Source organism: Streptomyces sp. NPDC001617 (assembly GCF_053596855.1).
This window is the reverse complement of sequence record NZ_JBSFHA010000016.1, coordinates 21,335-37,330: the sequence shown is the minus strand read 5'-3', so window position 1 is coordinate 37,330 and position 15,996 is coordinate 21,335. Positions and strand designations below refer to the sequence as shown.

Genomic DNA, 15,996 nt, shown 5'->3' with positions numbered 1-15,996 from the left:
CCATATGTCGAACCATGAGTCACACGAGCCTCTCCAGTCACTCCTCCGCGACCTCGGCGTACACCTGCGAGAGCTCTGGAGCCCCGCTGGCCGCCCAGTCCTGACCGGACTCCACGACGTCGAACTCACGGCCGGTGTCGAGCCGGACGACGGGCTGGCCGTCCGACCGGATCTCCCAGGCGGCACCGGGCACGGTACGCACGATGACCGTGCCCAGGTAGAGACCCGCGTCGTTGCCGAGCCAGGGCAGCACCTCCTCGTCGTCCCGCCAGCGCGGCACCACCTGGTCGAGGGCCTCCAACGACTCGACGGAGTCGTCCAGTTGGACGCCCTCCCGGGACGCCTGCGACCGGAGCAGCTCGCACTCTGCGAGGAGTTCTGCGATGCCCTCGGGGTCGAGGTCGGCATACTCCTCGTGCCGGTTGCCGAGAAAAGGGATCTTCATACGTCCAGCGTGTCATTCGCACCGGCGTACGCACCACAGGCGCGCGGATGGTCACTTCGGGGCGATTTCACGCCGCGTGCGCGCCTGCCTCGTTGACGCGTCCCTGCTGTCTCTCTAGCTTCACCCTGCGTCTTTCGTCCCACCGGTGAACGGGGAGGAGTCGGCCGTGCGTCGACGTGTCCGGGGCTTCGCGATCGTCGTCGTCCTGTTCGCCGCTCTGGTGCCGGCCGTCTCGGCACGGGGCGCCACCGGAGGCGTGGCCAGGCCGCTGCCGCTGGAGCGGCTCTTCGACAACAGGGCGGTCAGCGACGACTCCGTCCCGGCCGCGGCCGACTTCGACGACTCCGGCGCCTCCCTGTCCGCACAGGACCTGACGGCCGCGGGCTGGACCCCCGGCCGCACGCTCACCGTGCAGGGCGCCCGGCTGACCTGGCCGTGCCGGCAGCCGGGCGAGCCGGACAACGTCCGCGCCGACGGCCAGTCCGTGCGCCTCCGCGGCCGTGGTGACGCCCTCGCCTTCCTGGTCGCGGGCACGGACGGCGCCGATGTGAGCGGCGCGGGCTCGGTGTCGTACACGAACGGCACCCGCTCCTGGTACCGGCTGACGGCCCCGGACTGGCGCACCGGTCCACTCCCCACGAAGGCGGTGGCGCTGCCGCACATCAACACACCGACCGGTCAACTCGACCGGCGGGCACGGCTGTACGTGGTGACGGTGCCGTTGGTCGCGGGGCGCGCGGTCTCGTCCGTACGGCTGCCCCGCGCCGTCGGTCTGCATGTGTTCTCGGTGACGGTACGGGCGTCGGGGCAGGGCTGGACCGGGAGTTGGGCGGCGGCGAGCTCCGGGTACGCGGCGGTCGGGCCATGGAGCGACCGGACCCTGCGGCTGGTGGTGCACACGTCGGTGGGCGGGCCCCGGGTGCGGCTGCGGTTCGACAACACGTTCGCGGCGGCGCCGCTACGGATCGGCAGCGCGACGGTGGCGGTGCAGACGGCGGGCGCCGCGGCGCGGGAGGTCCCGGTGCCGGTGTCCTTCGGGGTTTCGGCCGGGGTCGAAGTCCCGGCGGGGGCAGAGGCGTTCAGCGATCCGCTGTCCTTCGCGGTGCCCGCGGACACGAACCTGCTGGTGAGCTTCCATCTGCCGGACACGGTGGCGGCGGCACCCGTGCACCGGGTCGCGGTGCAGCGGTCGTATCTGAGTGTGCCGGGTGATCACGCGGCGGAGAGCTCGGGGGCGTCGTACACCAAGACCCTGACCAGCTGGCCGCTGCTGACCGGTGTGGACGTGAGTGACGGTCCGGGGTCGGTGGTGGTGGACGGGGACTCGATCACCGACGGCACGATGTCGACCCAGGACGCGAACCGGCGGTGGCCGGATGTGCTGGCGAGGCGCTTGCTGGAGCAGGATGCGGTCCCGCGTTACGGGGTGCTGAACGAGGGGATCTCGGGCAACCGCGTGGTCACGGACTCCTACCCCGGGGACGGGGTGTCCACGAGCACGGGCGGGGTGAGCGCGCTGCACCGCTTCGACCGCGATGTCCTCGCCCAGACCTCGGCGCGCACGGTGATCGTCTTCGAGGGCGTGAACGACGTGCGGTGGCAGTCGACGGCGGAGGAGGTCATCGCGGGACTGCGAGATCTCGCCGAGCGCGGGCATGCGCGGGGGCTGCGGATGCTGGTGGCCACGATCCTGCCGTGCGAGGGCGAGGTGCGGTGCACGGCCGCCGTGGACGCCGAGCGGGTGGCGGTCAACGGCTGGATCCGGGACACGGACGCGTTCGACGGCGTGCTGGACTTCGATGTCCTCGCCCGTGACCCCGCCCACCCGACACGGATGCTGCCCGCCTACGACAGCGGGGATCATCTGCATCCCGGGGACGCGGGGTTGGCGGCCCTCGCGCAATCCGTGGACCTGAGGCTGTTGTAGGAGCTACACGTCCAGATCGACCACCACCGGCGCGTGATCGGATGCGCCCTTGCCCTTCCGCTCCTCCCGGTCCACGTACGCGTCGGTGACCGCCTTCGCGAACGGCTCGTTGCCGTAGACCAGGTCGATGCGCATGCCGCGGTTCTTGGGGAAGCAGAGCTGGCGGTAGTCCCAGTACGTGAAGGGGTGGTCGTACTTGAGGGGGCGTGGGACGACGTCGGAGAGGCCGGCCTCGCGGAGGGAGGCGAGGGCGGCGCGCTCGGCCGGGGTGACGTGGGTGAGGCCCTCGAAGGCGGCCACGTCGTAGACGTCGTCGTCGGTCGGCGCGACGTTGTAGTCGCCGAGGACCGCGAAGGGCCGGCTGCCGGACGCGTCACCGGCGACGGCCGCCTTGAGGGCCTCGAACCACTGGAGCTTGTAGGCGTAGTGGGGGTGGTCCACCTCACGGCCGTTCGGCACGTAGACCGACCAGACGCGGACCTTGCCGCAGGTCGCCGAGATGGCGCGGGGCTCCTCGGCGCCGTCGTAGCCGGGGTCGCCGGGCAGGCCCTTGACGACGTCCTCCAGGCCGACGCGGGAGAGCACCGCCACGCCGTTCCACCGCCCGGTCGCGTTCACCGCCGCCTCGTAGCCCGCCTCGCGCAGCTGGTCGAACGGGAACTGGTCCTCGGCCAGCTTGGCCTCCTGGAGGCAGAGCACGTCGGTGCCGCTGCTCTCCAGCCAGGCCAGGAGCCTCGGCAGGCGGGCGGTGATCGAGTTCACGTTCCAGGTCGCGATGCGCATGTCTCACAACCTACCGGGCGGGTCCGACAACGCGGCCGCCCCGCCCGCCGGGCCGCCTCGGGCCGACGCCGAACCGCCCGGCGCCCTGCCCGACGCCTCGCTCGGACCTCCGCCGACCGCCCGCCGCGGCCGGTCTCGGACCTCCGCTCTCGGACCTCCGCTCTCAGGCCCCCGCTCTCAGACCTCCGCTCTCAGACCTCCGCCGAGCCGCCCGGCGTCAGCCGCAGATGCTCGGAGCCGCCCAGCGCGCCGATCTGACGGTCGTAGATCGGACGGGCGAGGTCGGTGAGGAGGGCGTCGTGGATGTCGTAGGCGCGCTGCGGCTTGACCTCGCGGACATAGTCGATGACCTCCGAGATCTTGTTCCAGGGGGCCATGACGGGCAGCATCAGCGTCTCGACGGGGTGGTCGGGGACGGTGAGGGCGTCGCCGGGGTGGAAGACCTTGCCGCCGTCGATGAGGTAACCGACGTTGGTGATGCGCGGGATGTCCGGGTGGATGACGGCGTGCAGTTCGCCGTGGACCTGGACGTCGAAGCCGGCGGCGGTGAAGGTGTCGCCGTGGCCGACGGTGTGCACGCGGCCCGGGAAGGCGGCGGAGATCTGTTCCGCGACCGAGGCGAGGGTCCAGATCTCGGCGGCCGGATTGGCGTCCAGGGCCGCCCGCAGCCGCTCCTCGCTGAAGTGGTCGGGGTGTTCGTGCGTGACGAGGATGGCGTCCGCGCCGATCGCGGCGTCCTCCTCGCTGAACCCGCCGGGGTCGAGGACGAGCGTCCGCCCGTCCTTCTCGAGGCGTACGCACGAGTGCGACTTCTTCGTGAGTTTCATGGCTCCCATCCTGCCGCCTCGCGCGCGGCCGGGGGCGGTTCAGCCTGGTGCTTTCGCTGCCAGGCTGATGATCACTCCTCGGGCGTGGTCTCCTCGCGTATGACCTGCTGGGCCACCCTGAACGCGCTGTTCGCCGCCGGTACGCCGCAGTAGACGGCCGCCTGCAGCAGAACCTCCTTGATCTCCACCGGGGTGAGACCGTTGCGCAGGGCGGCGCGGGTGTGGAAGGCCAGCTCGTCCAGGTGGCCGCCCGCGACCAGGGCGGTGAGGGTCACACAGCTGCGGGCGCGTCGGTCGAGGCCGGGCCGGTCCCAGATCTCGCCCCACGCGTACCGGGTGATGAACTCCTGGAAGTCCCCGGAGAACTCGTCGGCCTGCGCCAGCGCCCGGTCGACGTGCGCGTCGCCGAGCACCTCTCGGCGGACCTTGATCCCGGCGTCGTAGGGGTCGGGCCGTCCCGTCCCCGGCGGGGGCACGACGACGGCGGGCGCGATCTCGGCGATCGGCGTGGGCTGGGGCGCGGCGGCCAGGACCGGCTTGACCGGTGCCGCGAGGATGGCCATCTGGCCGGTCGCGGAGTCGAACGCGGGCTGCCAGGCGGTGGAGAAGTGCCGCACCAGCAGGTCGGTGACGGCGGCGGGCTGCTCGACCGGCACCAGATGGGAGGCGCCGGGCACGACGGCGAGGCGGGCGTCCGGGATGCCGGCGACCAGGGTTCGGGCCTCGGCGGGCCCGGTGACCTGGTCGTCCGAGCCGACGAGGACGAGTGTCGGCACCCCGACCCGGCCCAGCTCGGCCCGTACGTCGAAGGCCGCCAGCGCCTCGCAGGCGGAGATGTAGCAGCCGGGGTCCGTGGTGCGCACCATCTGCACGGCCCACTCGGTGATCGCGGGCTGCGTGGCGGCGAACCCGCCGGTGAACCAGCGGTCCGGGGAGGTACGGGCGATGGGGTCGAGCCCGTTGGTGCGTACGATCACCCCGCGCTGCCGGAACTCGTCCGCCGTGCCGAACCGCGGCGAGGCCGCGATCACCGCGAGCGAGGCGATCCGCTCCGGATGACGCAGGGCCAGCTCGAGCCCGAGGGCGGCCCCGAACGCACAGCCCGCATAGCCGAACCGCTGCACGCCGAGCGCGTCGAGCGTGGCGAGCAGCCGATCGGTGAGCACGCCGACCGAGCCCGCCGGGTACGCGGGCGCACCGCCGTGCCCCGGCAGATCGAACCGGAAGACACGCCACTGCTTGATCAGCTCGGGCACCTGGCGGTCCCACATGTGCCACGTCGTGCCGAGCGAGGGACCGAGGATGAGGACCGGGGCGTCGTCCGGGCCGTCGAAGCGGTACTGGAGGGCGGGGGTCTTCGTCTCACTCACCGCTCCACGCTAACCGCCGTTTCTTTGCCCCCGGCCCCTGGGCCCCCAGTCCTCACACCTGACTCCCGCGGATCACCGGCGAACCCTCACACCGCCTTCACGGGACGCCGGGCGACGGCGTCGAAGAGGTGGCCCTGGACTCGTGTCCAGTCCGGCTCCCAGGCGCTCTCGGTCGTCTGCCGGGGCAGCCGGCCGTGCAGGGACGGCTGTTGCGCGGCAGGTGCGCTCCTCAAGTGGAGACCCAGGGCGCCGGGGCGTTCCGGACGGATCGGGACGGCCGGAACCGGTAGGGCATCGAGGTCGGCGACGGCTCTGGGCACGCGCTGTGCCGGCCCTGGCGGTCAGAGGTCGTTCGGTGTGCCCAGGCCGGTGAGCGCGCCCACGGGGTCCAGGTCCGGCGTGCCGCGGGGCCACCAGTCGTCGTGGCCCGGTTCCGACTCGTAGGCGTACCACAGTCCGTCGCGGCCCAGGCGGAGTTGGATGTGGCCGCGGGGGTGGGTGAGGTGGTTGCGCCAGGGACGGAAGGCGGGGAGGTCGGCGGCGAGGAGGAGGGGGCGGGCGCGGTCGAAGCGGCCTGCGGGCGGGTCCCAGGGCTCTTCGAGGACGGCGAGTCCTTCGAGTCCGCCCTGCCGCCAGGCGGCGACCGCGCGGGCCAGGTCGGACGGGGTGCGGTCGGCGGCGGAGGCGAGGGAGGCGTAGAGCGCGCGGGTCGTGGCGGTGAGGCCGGAACCGGGGCGGGCGGCGGCGAGCCGGACCGCGTCCTGCCACAGTGTCAGCTCGGCCACCGGGTCGCGGCCGCTGGTGAGCAGGGTGTGGGCGCGGGCGGCGGCGTCGGTGGCCAGCTGGTCCAACGCGAAGGGGTCCGGGCCGCCAGGGGCTGCCGGGTAGACCGGGGGCTGCTCGGGGTGCGGGGGCACGGGCAACGGGGCCGGGAGGGGCGGGAGTCGGCGGGACGCGAGGACGACCTCGGTGGCTCGGACCGCCGGAAGCTGGGCCGGTTCCTGCTCCTGGGCGGCGCGGGCCGCGCGGGCGGCGCTGAGGCGGGAGAGGGCGTCGAGCAGTTCGCGTTCGCCGCGGCCGCGCAGCAGAAGCAGGACGAAGGGATCGGCGTCGAGGAGGCGGGCGGTCCGGTAGCAGAGGGCTGCGGCGTGTTTGCAGGGGTGGCCGCGGTCGGGGCAGCTGCAGTGCGGGTCGAGGTCACGCGGGCCGGGGAGCAACGGCACCCCGCAGTCGGCGAGGGACTGGGGCAACTCCTTGTCGAGCAGCGCGGCGATATGTCCGGGCCGCTCGGCGGCGGCATCCAGAAACCGCGCCCAGTCGCCGTCGTCCAGCGTCCGCAACCGCACCTGCACGCGGTACGGGCGAGGCCGGCTCCCCTGCACATACGCCAGGACCAGCCCCGGGGTCACGGTAATGGCGTCCACATGCCCCCGCTCGGCATAACTCCGGCCCCGAGCAAGCCGCTTGGGGTCCAACGCGCCTTCTTCCAGGGCCGTGACCCAGGCGTTTCCCCACCAGGTGTCGGCGAAGGGGGAAGGGGAATCCGCCGAAGAAGCGGGGGTGGATGCGGGGGCCGGCAGGGCGGGGAAGGTGCGGCGCAGTTCGCCGTCGCGGGAGGGGGCTGCCATGGAGCGGGGCGGCAAGGAGGCCGCCGAGCCGACGGAAGGGACACGGTCGGACGACGCCGAGATGTGTCCGGTGCGCGCGGTGGCCGTGCGGTCCGTCTCGGCATCGGCCTCGGACCCGGCACGTCCCGACGGTGCCGAGGTCGCGTCCTGCCCGGAGTTGCCCAGGTCCGAACTCCCTTGCCGGGCAGGGTCCCCATGGTCGTCCGCGCCTTCCGGCGAACTCTCCTCCGAAGGCATCCGGAAGGCTCCGGCAAGCAACTCCCGCAGGTCACGTGCCTGAACTCCGGGCGCCCGACGAGACGCACCACCGCGTGCTCCGTCCGGAACCCGCTCGGCGCGACGCGGCCCCCACGCGGGCCGGCGCCCCCCGCGCTCACCGCTCTCCTCATCCCGCCGCGCCTGCTCCCGCGCGGCACGCAACGCCTCGCGCACGGCATCCGCAGGCCGCGGAAGGGATGCACCGTCCCGAGGAGAGCCGACGGCCCGGCCGCCCTCTGCGACCTCACCGCCCCGGGCAGCCTCCTCGACACCCCGGGCAGCCGCGGCAGGCTCGGGAGAATTCGCCACGTCGATGCCTCGTCGGCCGACGTCGCTGCCCGAAGCCGCGGTGGCCGACGGGGTCTCCGCCGCCTCGACGGGTTGACCGGCTTCACCGACGGAGGAGGCGCCCGCTCCGTCCACTGCGGCGGCGACGGCCCGCCGCAGCCGCGCACGCGCGGCATCCGCCGGTCGCGCCTCGTCATCACCAGGTGCCTGGGATACCTGCCCCTGCTCCGCAGAACCGCCCGACGAGGCCGCCACCTCCACGGAGTCCCCGAGCGCCGTCCCCTCCCCCGCGCTCTTCTCGGACCCGGGCCGTTCCGCGGCCGCAGACTCCTCGGACGCGGTCGCCTCCCCCGCCCCCTCGTCCCGTCGCCGCCGCTCCCGCGCCTCCCGCAGCGCCCTGCGGGCCTCGTCCGCCGGGCCCGGGGTCATGAGGGCCTCCTGAGGGACACCAGGTCGGACAGTTCACGGTCCGTCAGTTCGGTGAGGGCCGACTCGCCGGAGCCGAGGATCGCGTCGGCCAACGCCCGCTTGGACTCCAGCATTTCGGCGATGCGGTCCTCGACCGTGCCCTCCGTGATCAGACGGTGGACCTGGACCGGCTGGGTCTGGCCGATGCGGTAGGCGCGGTCGGTGGCCTGTTCCTCGACGGCCGGGTTCCACCAGCGGTCGAAGTGGATCACGTGACCTGCTCGGGTGAGGTTCAGGCCGGTGCCCGCCGCCCTCAGGGACAGGACCAGGACCGGGGTCGCGCCGCTCTGGAAGCGGTCCACCATGCGTTCGCGTTCGGGGACGGGTGTGCCGCCGTGCAGCAGGTCGACGGGGACCGCGCGGGAAGCCAGGTGGGCGGTGATCAGCCGGGCCATCCCGACGTACTGTGTGAAGACCAGCGCCGAACCGTCCTCCGCCAGCAGCGTGTCCAACAGCTCGTCGAGGAGGGCGAGTTTGCCGGAGCGGGCCAGCAGGCGGCCGTCGGATCCTCCCGCTGCCTCCTCCTTCAGGTACAGCGCCGGGTGGTCGCAGATCTGCTTCAGCGCACCCAGGAGCTTCAGCACCAGGCCCCTGCGCGCGATGCCCTCCGACATCTCGATGGTCAGCATCGACTCCCGCACCACCGCCTCGTACAGCGCCGCCTGTTCGCGGGTGAGCGGCACCGGATGGTCCGTCTCCGTCTTGGGCGGCAGTTCGGGGACGATGCCCGGGTCGGACTTCTTGCGCCGCAGGAGGAAGGGGCGGACCAGGCGGGCCAGCCGGTGCACCGCCTCCTCGTCCTCGCCGTTCTCGACGGCACGCGCGTGCCTGGCGCGGAAGGACTTCAGGGGGCCGAGGAGTCCCGGTGTCGTCCAGTCGAGCAGAGCCCAGAGTTCGGAGAGGTTGTTCTCCACCGGCGTGCCCGTGAGGGCCACGCGCGCGGGTGACGGGATCGTGCGCAGGGCCTTCGCCGTCGCCGAGTACGGGTTCTTCACATGCTGTGCCTCGTCCGCGACAACCATGCCCCAGCGCTGCTCGGCGAGCCGTGGTGCGGTGGTGCGCATGGTGCCGTACGTCGTCAGGACGAAGCCCGCGCCCAGGTCCTCCAGCGTGCGCTCCGGGCCATGGAAGCGGCGGACGGGGACGCCGGGTGCGAAACGGACGATCTCCCGCTGCCAGTTGCCCAGCAGCGAGGCCGGGCAGACCACCAGGGTCGGCTCGCTGCGGGCCCGCTCGAGGTGCAGGGCGATGACCGTGATCGTCTTGCCGAGGCCCATGTCGTCGGCGAGGCAGCCGCCGAGGCCGAGCGTCGTCATGAGGTCCAGCCAGGCCAGGCCGCGGAGTTGGTAGTCGCGGAGCGTGGCGTGCAGGCCGGGTGGGGGGTCGGCGGGACGGACTCCGGTCGTCAGGCGGTCGCGCAGGGCGGCCAGCGCGCCCACCGGGACCGCCTCGACCGTCTCGCCCTCCACCTCCGCGCTGCCGGTGAGGGCGACGGAGAGCGCGTCCACCGGGTCGAGCAGGCCCAGTTCGCGCTTGCGGGCCTTGCGGACCAGGGCCGGGTCGACCAGCACCCAGCGGTCCCTCAGCCGTACGACCGGACGGTGGGCCTCGGCCAGCGCGTCCATCTCGGCCTCGGTGAGCGGATCGCCGCCGAGCGCCAACTGCCAGCGGAACTGCAGGAGTTCCTCGCTCTCGAAGAAGCCCGTGCCGTCGGTCGCCGCGCCGGGTGCGGGGCGTACCACCGCGGCGGCGGACAGGTCCTGGGCGAGGTCCCGGGGCCAGTGCACGGCGACCCCGGCCGCCGCGAGCCGCGTCGCCGCCACGCCGAGCAGGTCGCCCAGCTCCTCGTCGTACAGGGCGAGGACGTCGGGGACGTCCTGCTCGGCGAGCCGGTCGAGCGGTGCCCAGATCCGGGCCGCCCGCCGCACGGCCAGCGCGGCGTGCACGCGTGCGCGTGGTCCGAATGCCGCGTCCGCCTCACCCGCCCACAGGGTCGCCACGTCGACGACGAGGGTGGGGTCGGCGAGGCTGTGCACCTGGACGATCGCGGCGCCCGCGGTGCGCCTGCCGTCGTCGCCGTCGAAGAGCTCGTACGCCGACAGGTCGAGGCGGAGCGAGATGCGCACGCCCGCGTCCATGCCGGCGGCGACCTCGGCCGCCCAGTCGTGGGCGTCGGGCAGTCGCTGCGGGCGGCGGTCCGCGAAGGGCTTGCCCAGGGCGTGCGGTGCGGCGGGGGTGCGGGGCAGGGTGTCGGCGACCGCGTCCAGGAAGGAGCGCATCAGCGCCTCCGGCTCGGGCAGCCGGAGCGGGCCCGGGCCGGGCAGCGGGACCGCGTGGCCCTCGTACGGCAGCGCGGCGGCGACGGCTCGAAGATGCGCGATGTCGTCCGGGTCGAGCGGGCCTGCCCGCCACGCGTCATGGCCGGTGGCCGTGAGGCCGGGCAGGAGGCGGCCGCGCGCGGTGAGCCGCAGCGCGTGCAGGGCCGCCGCTCCCCAGCAGGCGGTCGCGGGGTGGGCGGCCGGGTCGCGCCGGGCACGGACCAGAAGGGGCAGGGCCTCCACGACCGGGAGGGAGAGCGCGGGGGCGGTCCTGCGCCGGACTCCCGACGCGCCGTGTGGTCGTACGACGGTGAGCTCGGTGTCCTCGGCGGGCAACGGACCGCCGTCGGGATCCCAGAAGGCGACCCGGCCGTCCCTCGGCAGGGGTGCGGGCAGGAAGACGGCCGCGAGTCGCACGGGGACCGACGCGCCCTCACGCTCGGCCACCGCAGCCGTGTCACCCATACGATCTGTCACCTCCCGCCCGTGTCTCCGATCAGATGTCTTCGACTCTACGGGCGGGGTCTGACAATCGGTCCCGGCGGCTGCTACGAGCCGGATCGCCTCCGCGGCGCTCCAGCCAGCGCTCCAGCCGGTGTCGAGGCCGACCGCGTCACGGAACCGTGCGGGAGACGACGTAGAAGAACGGGTTGTTCGCGTCGGACATGTTCACGACGACGTCCTGCGTCGGCTTCGGGGCCTTCTGCTTGTGGACGAGGCCGTACCAGGGGCCGGGGCGGATGAACCTCCAGCCGGTGATCTTCTGGTCGCGGGCGCTGATGGTGATGTCGTCCCGCTTCAGGTCGGCGCGGCTGACGCCCATGTCGTGAAGGAAGACGTCGAGGTTGCGGACGGGGGTCTGGAACTGGACGTAGAGCCGGCTGGTCTTCCAGTTGTTGGTCTCGTAGGAGGCGACCTTGCCGGAGGGGTGCGGCATCGGCACCTGGTAGAGGCGGCGCTGCACCTTCGACGGCCAGCCCTTGGTCAGGCCGGTCGCCGCGTACTTGGCCTCCTTGTCCTTGCCGCTGTCGCGGCTCTGGGCCGCGGAGATCACCAGGTAGCCGGCCGGGACGCCGATGAGCAGCACGATGATGAGCAGGGTGAGCGCCCGTCGGCGGATCTTGTGGCGGCGGTCCTCGGCAGGCCGCCGCGGCTCGTCCGGGGGCACCGCCTGGCGCGGCAGCGATGCCGTCATGCGGTGTCCCGGGTGGAGCGGCGGGCCTCCGTGTACCGCGCGTAGCGCTCGTAGCGCTCCACCCGGCGCCGGTTGGCGCGGCGGAAGCGGCGGGCCACCAGGCGGGCCAGGTCGGCGGCGCCCACCATGCCGGCCTCGGGGCCGAGCTGGGCGCGGGCGATCCGGGCCTCGGGGCGGTAGCCGCGGCCGGTGAGCTGGCGCTTGAAGGCGTCCCGGGCGGGGCCGATCAGCAGGTCGTCGGCCGCGCTGACGCCGCCGCCGATGACGAAGCAGGACGGGTCGAGGGCGGCGGCTAGGTTGGCGATGCCGACGCCGAGCCACTGGCCGATGTCCTGCAGCAGCTCGATGCACATCGCGTCGCCCTCACGGGCCAGCTCGGTGATCATCGGGCCGGTGATGTCGTCGATGTTGCCCTTGACGTGCTCGATGATCCCGTAGGCCACCGGGGAGTCGGCGGCGGCCAGTTCCTTGGCCTCGCGGACCAGTGCGTTGCCGGAGCTGTACTGCTCCCAGCAGCCGCGGTTGCCGCACGGGCAGCGGTGGCCGCCGGGCACGACCTGCATATGGCCGAACTCGCCGGCGACGCCGTACTTGCCGCGCTTGACCTGGCCGTCCTCCAGGATCGCGCCGCCGATACCGGTGCCGAGCGTGATCATGACGAGGTGGTCCTCGCCGCGGCCCGCGCCGAAGCGCCACTCGGCCCAGGCGGCGGCGTTGGCGTCGTTGTCTACTAGGACGGGGACGGCGAGACGGCCGGCGAGACGGTCACGCAGGGGCTCGTTGCGCCAGGAGAGGTGGGGGGCGAACAGGACGCGGTTGCGGTCGGCGTCCACCCAGCCGGCGGCGCCGATGCCGACGGCGTGCACGTCGTGGCGGTCGGAGAGGTCCAGGACCAGTTCGACGATGGTGTCCTCGACGACCTTGGGGCTCTTGGACTTGTCCGGCGTCTCCGTGCGGAGCTTCTCCAGGATGTTGCCGTCCGCGTCGACGACGCCCGCCATCACCTTGGTGCCGCCGATGTCGATGCCGACCGTGGGCACGCGGGGGGCGGTCAGGTGGGAGCGGCGTTCCCGGGTGCCGACCGTACGGAGTGCGGGGGCGCGCCTGGAGCCTATGGGGGCGGTGAAGTTGCCGTAGGTGCTCATCAAGGCCCGATTCTGCCTCACCGTGACGACGGGTGCTGTGCGGGGGAGCGAAGGGGGTGCGCGACGTGTGCCGGGTGCCGGTTGTTTGTGGCTGGTCGCGCCCACGCGACGGAGCCGCACATCGATACAGCCCCGCGCCCCTTGAGGGCGTGCGAGCCATGTCGACCTAATTGTCCTGACATTGCGACCAAAGCCACCAAGGCCCGTAAACCAGTCAGTACCGCAGGAACACGACACTCATGACCGTACTAGCAGCTGGAACTCGAACGAATAGCGTGTCGGGCGGTACGTGTGTGTGCCGTATTCGACCGCCCTGCCCGTGTCGTCGAAGGTGACTCGCTGCATGGTCAGGAGGGGCGCGCCCTCCGGCTCGGACAGGCGGTCGGCCTCCGCGGACGTGGCGCCCCGGGCGCCGATCGTCTGGCGGGCGCTGTGGAGGGTGATGCCTGCCGAGCGCATCATGCGGTAGAGGCCTGTCGTCTCCAGCTGGGCAGTGTTCAGGTCGAGGAGGCCCTGGGGGAGGTAGTTGCACAGGTACGCCATCGGCTCGCCGTGGGCGAGGCGCAGGCGTTCCACTCGGTGTACGTCGCTGTCCTCGGCGACGCCCAGGGCCGCGGCGACCTCGGCGGTGGCCGGGACGATGGCGTTGACCAGGACCTTTGTCGCGGGGCGTTGGCCGGCGGCCTCGAGGTCGTCATAGAGGCTGGAGAGCTCCAGGGGGCGTTTGACCTGGCTGTGGACGACCTGGGTGCCGACGCCTCTGCGGCGCACCAGGAGGCCCTTGTCGACCAGGGACTGGATGGCCTGGCGGACGGTGGGGCGGGACAGACCGAGACGGGCGGCCAGCTCGATCTCGTTGCCCAGCAGGCTGCCGGGCGTGAGAGCTCCGTGCTCGATCGCCGCCTCCAGCTGCTGGGACAGCTGGAAGTACAACGGCACGGGAGAGCTCCGGTCCACGCTGAGCTCGAGCGGCACGGTCGGGTCCACATCTGGTTTCGGCACGGGCCGAGCGTAGCTCCACGCGTTGTTGACGGGAAGTTGTGTAGTCCGATTGTCCGGACATACGCATTGACAGTTTGGCCACCGAACCCCCACTTTGTTTTCATGCGCATCGGGGTCATCGGTACGGGGCGGATCGGCACCATCCATGCGAACACGCTCAGCCGGAACCGCGAGGTCGGGTCGCTGATCCTCACGGACGCGGATCCCGCGCGGGCCCAGGAGCTCGCGCACCGCCTCGGGGAGACGGCTGCGCCGGGGGTGGACGAGATCTTCAAGTGGGGCGTGGACGCGGTGGTGATCACCACCGCGACGGCGGCGCACGCCGAACTGATCGGTCGGGCAGCGCGCTCGGGACTCCCGGTGTTCTGCGAGAAGCCGATCGCCCTCGACCTGCCGGGCACGCTGAACGCCATCGCCGAGGTCGAAACCGCCGGGACGATTCTGCAGATGGGGTTCCAGCGGCGGTTCGACACGGGGTACGTGGGTGCGCGGGAAGCGGTGCGCTCGGGGCGGCTCGGGCGTCTGCACACCGTACGGGCGCTGACGAGCGACCAGGCCCCTCCCCCGCCCTCGTGGCTGCCGCTGTCCGGCGGGCTGTACCGGGACACGCTGATCCACGACTTCGACGTGCTGCGCTGGGTGACGGGGCGCGAGGTCGTGGACGTGTACGCGGCAGGGTCGGACGCCGGGCCGCCGATGTTCCGGGAGGCGGGTGACGTCGACACGGGCGCGGCGCTGCTGACCCTGGACGACGGCACCCTCGCGACGGCCACGGCGACACGGCTGAACGGCGCCGGGTACGACGTCCGAATGGAACTGGCCGGCGAACTCGACCAGATCGTCGTGGGCCTGGACGACCGTTCGCCGATCGCGTCCACCGAGCCGACCGGGCCGCCGGCCGCGGACAAGCCGTGGACGGGCTTCCTGGAGCGCTTCGGACCGGCCTACGAGGCCGAACTGGCCGCCTTTGTCGAGGTCGTCCTCGGCCGGCGCCCGAACCCCTGCGACGGCCGCGAAGCCCTGCAGGCGCTGCGGATCGCGGAGGCCTGCGAGGTGTCCAGACGGGAGCGCAGACCGGTGGCGCTCATGGAGATTCCGGGGCGGGTGGAGCAGGCGTTCAGGTGACCGGTTCCGTGGCTCGGGGCCACGGTGGTCACCACCGCACCGGCAGGCTCCGCACCCCCCGCATCAGCATCCCCGGCAGCCAGTCGCCGGGCGAACCGTCCGGCGTGAGGCCGGGCGCCCGCTCCAGCAGGGTCCGGATCGCCGTACGGGCTTCGAGGCGGGCCAGGGGGGCGCCCAGGCAGTAGTGGATGCCATGGCCGAAGGCCAGGTGGCCGCGGGTGTCGCGGTGGAGGTCGAAGCGGTCGGGGTCGGGGTAGCGCAGGGCGTCGCGGTCGGCCGCGCTGAGGCCGACCATCACCGCGTCGCCCCGGACGATCTTCGTGCCGGCGATCTCCAGGGTCTCGGCGGCGAAGCGGAACGTGGCGTTCTCGACCGGGCCCTCGTAGCGCAGCGTCTCCTCCACCGCGGCGTCGACGAGGCTCATGTCGGAGCGGAGGGCGGCCAGTTGGGCCGGGTGCGTGAGCAGGGTGTGGACCGTGCCGCTGATCAGATTGACCGTCGTCTCGTGGCCCGCGATCAGCAGCACGAAGGCCATGCCGCGCAGTTCGCCCACGGAGAGGCGGTCGCCGTCCTCCGTGGTCGTGCGGATCAGGTCGCTCAGCAGGTCGCCGGTCGGGCCCGCGCACCGCTTGTCCTCGATCAGCTCGACGAGGTACTCGGCGAGCCGCGTGAACGCGGCGTGCTCGGCCTCCGAACTGGTCGGCGCGACCGCCTCCGTGGACATCTGCCGGAACTCCGCGCGGTCCATCTCGGGCACGCCGAGCAACTCGCAGATCACGGTGATCGGCAGCGGATACGCGAAGGAGTCCACGAGGTCGGCGCGGCCGCGCGGGAGCATCTCGTCGAGCAGGTCGTCGGTGATCTGCCGGATACGCGGCCGCAGTTCCTCCACCCGGCGCATGGTGAAGGCCCGGGAGACCAGGGCGCGCAGGCGGGTGTGCTGGGGCGGGTCGACGGTCAGCAGGTGATTGCCGATCAGCTCCTCGTCGAGGAACGTCATGCCGATCTTGCTGCCGTCCTTGGCGAGGCGTGGGTCGGCCAGCGCCGCGCGCGCCTCCTCGTAGCCGACGACGAGCCAGGTCTCGAAGTGGGCGTCCACCCCGGGCAGCCGCACCCGGTGCACGGGCCCGCGCTCGCGCAGCCGCGCGTAGACGGGATGCGGGTCGGTGCGGAATCCGTCGCCGAACTCCCCCAGGTCGATCAGTTCCGCCATGTGC

The 15,996-nt window shown here is 72.7% G+C and carries 13 protein-coding genes; 2 read left to right on the top strand and 11 right to left on the bottom strand.

Translation table 11 applies throughout. The features are described from left to right. Positions 1 to 37: 37 nt before the first annotated feature. The gene (locus ACWC09_RS14940) at positions 38 to 445 is read right to left on the bottom strand and encodes a DUF6278 family protein (protein ID WP_450850938.1); all 408 of its coding nucleotides are present in this window, start codon (positions 443 to 445) and stop codon (positions 38 to 40) included. A 166-nt stretch (positions 446 to 611) separates the two neighbouring features. Here ACWC09_RS14940 and ACWC09_RS14935 point away from each other — a divergent pair, with 166 nt between their 5' ends. Next, positions 612 to 2,372 (top strand): SGNH/GDSL hydrolase family protein, encoded by a 1,761-nt coding sequence (locus ACWC09_RS14935; RefSeq protein ID WP_450850937.1) that lies wholly within the window; start codon positions 612 to 614, stop codon positions 2,370 to 2,372. Positions 2,373 to 2,375: 3 nt separating this feature from the next. On the opposite strand, the gene ACWC09_RS14930 is transcribed toward ACWC09_RS14935, so the two are convergent. The 9 genes from ACWC09_RS14930 to ACWC09_RS14890 all read right to left on the bottom strand — a co-directional run bounded on the left by ACWC09_RS14930 (position 2,376) and on the right by ACWC09_RS14890 (position 13,627). Next, positions 2,376 to 3,155: an exodeoxyribonuclease III gene (locus ACWC09_RS14930; RefSeq protein ID WP_450850936.1), complete on the bottom strand. Its 780-nt coding sequence runs from the start codon at positions 3,153 to 3,155 to the stop codon at positions 2,376 to 2,378. A gap of 191 nt (positions 3,156 to 3,346) precedes the next feature. After that, positions 3,347 to 3,982 (bottom strand): MBL fold metallo-hydrolase, encoded by a 636-nt coding sequence (locus tag ACWC09_RS14925; protein ID WP_450850935.1) that lies wholly within the window; start codon positions 3,980 to 3,982, stop codon positions 3,347 to 3,349. Positions 3,983 to 4,053: 71 nt separating this feature from the next. Beyond that, positions 4,054 to 5,352 (bottom strand): bifunctional 3-oxoadipate enol-lactonase/4-carboxymuconolactone decarboxylase PcaDC, encoded by a 1,299-nt coding sequence (gene pcaDC, locus ACWC09_RS14920; RefSeq protein ID WP_450850934.1) that lies wholly within the window; start codon positions 5,350 to 5,352, stop codon positions 4,054 to 4,056. 86 nt (positions 5,353 to 5,438) lie between these two features. Then, entirely contained in the window at positions 5,439 to 5,672 is a 234-nt protein-coding gene (locus tag ACWC09_RS14915) for a hypothetical protein (RefSeq protein ID WP_450850933.1), read from the bottom strand. Positions 5,673 to 5,693: 21 nt separating this feature from the next. After that, on the bottom strand, positions 5,694 to 7,955 hold the full coding sequence (locus ACWC09_RS14910; RefSeq protein ID WP_450850932.1) for an SWIM zinc finger family protein: 2,262 nt from the start codon (positions 7,953 to 7,955) through the stop codon (positions 5,694 to 5,696). Continuing rightward, the gene (locus tag ACWC09_RS14905) at positions 7,952 to 10,777 is read right to left on the bottom strand and encodes an SNF2-related protein (protein ID WP_450850931.1); all 2,826 of its coding nucleotides are present in this window, start codon (positions 10,775 to 10,777) and stop codon (positions 7,952 to 7,954) included. Before ACWC09_RS14905 ends, ACWC09_RS14910 begins: the two co-directional genes overlap by 4 nt. 148 nt (positions 10,778 to 10,925) lie before the next feature. Then, positions 10,926 to 11,507, bottom strand: coding sequence for a sugar kinase (locus ACWC09_RS14900; RefSeq protein ID WP_450850930.1), 582 nt, complete (start codon positions 11,505 to 11,507; stop codon positions 10,926 to 10,928). Continuing rightward, on the bottom strand, positions 11,504 to 12,652 hold the full coding sequence (locus ACWC09_RS14895; RefSeq protein ID WP_450850929.1) for an ROK family glucokinase: 1,149 nt from the start codon (positions 12,650 to 12,652) through the stop codon (positions 11,504 to 11,506). The genes ACWC09_RS14900 and ACWC09_RS14895 overlap by 4 nt, the downstream gene beginning before the upstream one ends. A 237-nt stretch (positions 12,653 to 12,889) precedes the next feature. Beyond that, a complete protein-coding gene (locus ACWC09_RS14890; RefSeq protein ID WP_450851039.1) occupies positions 12,890 to 13,627 on the bottom strand; it encodes a GntR family transcriptional regulator in 738 nt (245 codons plus the stop codon). 129 nt (positions 13,628 to 13,756) lie between these two features. On the opposite strand from ACWC09_RS14890, the gene ACWC09_RS14885 reads away from it, so the two are divergent. Then, positions 13,757 to 14,779, top strand: coding sequence for a Gfo/Idh/MocA family protein (locus tag ACWC09_RS14885; protein ID WP_450850928.1), 1,023 nt, complete (start codon positions 13,757 to 13,759; stop codon positions 14,777 to 14,779). Between the two features lie 28 nt (positions 14,780 to 14,807). Here the strand turns inward: ACWC09_RS14885 and ACWC09_RS14880 are convergent, their stop codons facing one another. Beyond that, a complete protein-coding gene (locus ACWC09_RS14880; protein ID WP_450850927.1) occupies positions 14,808 to 15,992 on the bottom strand; it encodes a cytochrome P450 family protein in 1,185 nt (394 codons plus the stop codon). Positions 15,993 to 15,996: the final 4 nt, after the last annotated feature.

Coding starts and splice junctions, on each gene's coding strand:
- ACWC09_RS14925 (WP_450850935.1), bottom strand. CDS start 3,982: ATGAAACTCACGAAGAAGTCGCACTCGTGCGTACGCCTCGAGAAGGAC.
- ACWC09_RS14910 (WP_450850932.1), bottom strand. CDS start 7,955: ATGACCCCGGGCCCGGCGGACGAGGCCCGCAGGGCGCTGCGGGAGGCG.
- ACWC09_RS14900 (WP_450850930.1), bottom strand. CDS start 11,507: ATGACGGCATCGCTGCCGCGCCAGGCGGTGCCCCCGGACGAGCCGCGG.
- ACWC09_RS14885 (WP_450850928.1), top strand. CDS start 13,757: ATGCGCATCGGGGTCATCGGTACGGGGCGGATCGGCACCATCCATGCG.
- ACWC09_RS14930 (WP_450850936.1), bottom strand. CDS start 3,155: ATGCGCATCGCGACCTGGAACGTGAACTCGATCACCGCCCGCCTGCCG.
- ACWC09_RS14895 (WP_450850929.1), bottom strand. CDS start 12,652: ATGAGCACCTACGGCAACTTCACCGCCCCCATAGGCTCCAGGCGCGCC.
- ACWC09_RS14880 (WP_450850927.1), bottom strand. CDS start 15,992: ATGGCGGAACTGATCGACCTGGGGGAGTTCGGCGACGGATTCCGCACC.
- ACWC09_RS14905 (WP_450850931.1), bottom strand. CDS start 10,777: ATGGGTGACACGGCTGCGGTGGCCGAGCGTGAGGGCGCGTCGGTCCCC.
- ACWC09_RS14940 (WP_450850938.1), bottom strand. CDS start 445: ATGAAGATCCCTTTTCTCGGCAACCGGCACGAGGAGTATGCCGACCTC.